The following is a 1,418-nucleotide window of genomic DNA, read 5'->3' on the forward strand; positions in this document are numbered from 1 at the left end:
AACACAGTGGACGCGAGCAACTGAGGACAAGCCCTCGGCCTATTAGTACCGGTCACCTCCACACGTTACCGTGCTTCCAGATCCGGCCTATCAACCCAGTCGTCTACTGGGAGCCTTACCCCATCAAGTGGGTGGGAATACTCATCTCGAAGCAGGCTTCCCGCTTAGATGCTTTCAGCGGTTATCCCTCCCGAACGTAGCCAACCAGCCATGCCCTTGGCAGAACAACTGGCACACCAGAGGTTCGTCCGTCCCGGTCCTCTCGTACTAGGGACAGCCCTTCTCAATATTCCTGCGCGCGCAGCGGATAGGGACCGAACTGTCTCACGACGTTCTAAACCCAGCTCGCGTACCGCTTTAATGGGCGAACAGCCCAACCCTTGGGACCGACTCCAGCCCCAGGATGCGACGAGCCGACATCGAGGTGCCAAACCATCCCGTCGATATGGACTCTTGGGGAAGATCAGCCTGTTATCCCCGGGGTACCTTTTATCCGTTGAGCGACGGCGCTTCCACAAGCCACCGCCGGATCACTAGTCCCGACTTTCGTCCCTGCTCGACCCGTCGGTCTCACAGTCAAGCTCCCTTGTGCACTTACACTCAACACCTGATTGCCAACCAGGCTGAGGGAACCTTTGGGCGCCTCCGTTACTCTTTAGGAGGCAACCGCCCCAGTTAAACTACCCATCAGACACTGTCCCTGATCCGGATCACGGACCCAGGTTAGACATCCAGCACGACCAGAGTGGTATTTCAACGACGACTCCACGAACACTGGCGTGCCCGCTTCAAAGTCTCCCACCTATCCTACACAAGCCGAACCGAACACCAATATCAAACTGTAGTAAAGGTCCCGGGGTCTTTCCGTCCTGCTGCGCGAAACGAGCATCTTTACTCGTAGTGCAATTTCACCGGGCCTATGGTTGAGACAGTCGAGAAGTCGTTACGCCATTCGTGCAGGTCGGAACTTACCCGACAAGGAATTTCGCTACCTTAGGATGGTTATAGTTACCACCGCCGTTTACTGGCGCTTAAGTTCTCAGCTTCGCCACACCGAAATGTGACTAACCGGTCCCCTTAACGTTCCAGCACCGGGCAGGCGTCAGTCCGTATACATCGCCTTACGGCTTCGCACGGACCTGTGTTTTTAGTAAACAGTCGCTTCTCGCTGGTCTCTGCGGCCACCCCCAGCTCGAGCAGCAAGTGCTCTCACCAGTGATGGCCCCCCTTCTCCCGAAGTTACGGGGGCATTTTGCCGAGTTCCTTAACCATAGTTCACCCGAACGCCTCGGTATTCTCTACCTGACCACCTGAGTCGGTTTAGGGTACGGGCCGCCATGAAACTCGCTAGAGGCTTTTCTCGACAGCATAGGATCATCCACTTCACCACAATCGGCTCGGCATCAGGTCTCAGCCAC

At 56.2% G+C, this 1,418-nt stretch carries 1 rRNA gene (running past one end of the window); it reads right to left on the bottom strand.

The window, feature by feature from the left end:
• Window positions 1-22 precede the first annotated feature (22 nt).
• Window positions 23-1,418: ribosomal RNA gene (locus ACFU95_RS50605) — 23S ribosomal RNA — on the bottom strand (it continues 1,799 nt past the right edge of the window).

The sequence above is a fragment of the Streptomyces sp. NPDC057623 genome, assembly GCF_042800355.1.
In the GTDB taxonomy this organism is placed as follows: Bacteria; Actinomycetota; Actinomycetes; order Streptomycetales; family Streptomycetaceae; genus Streptomyces.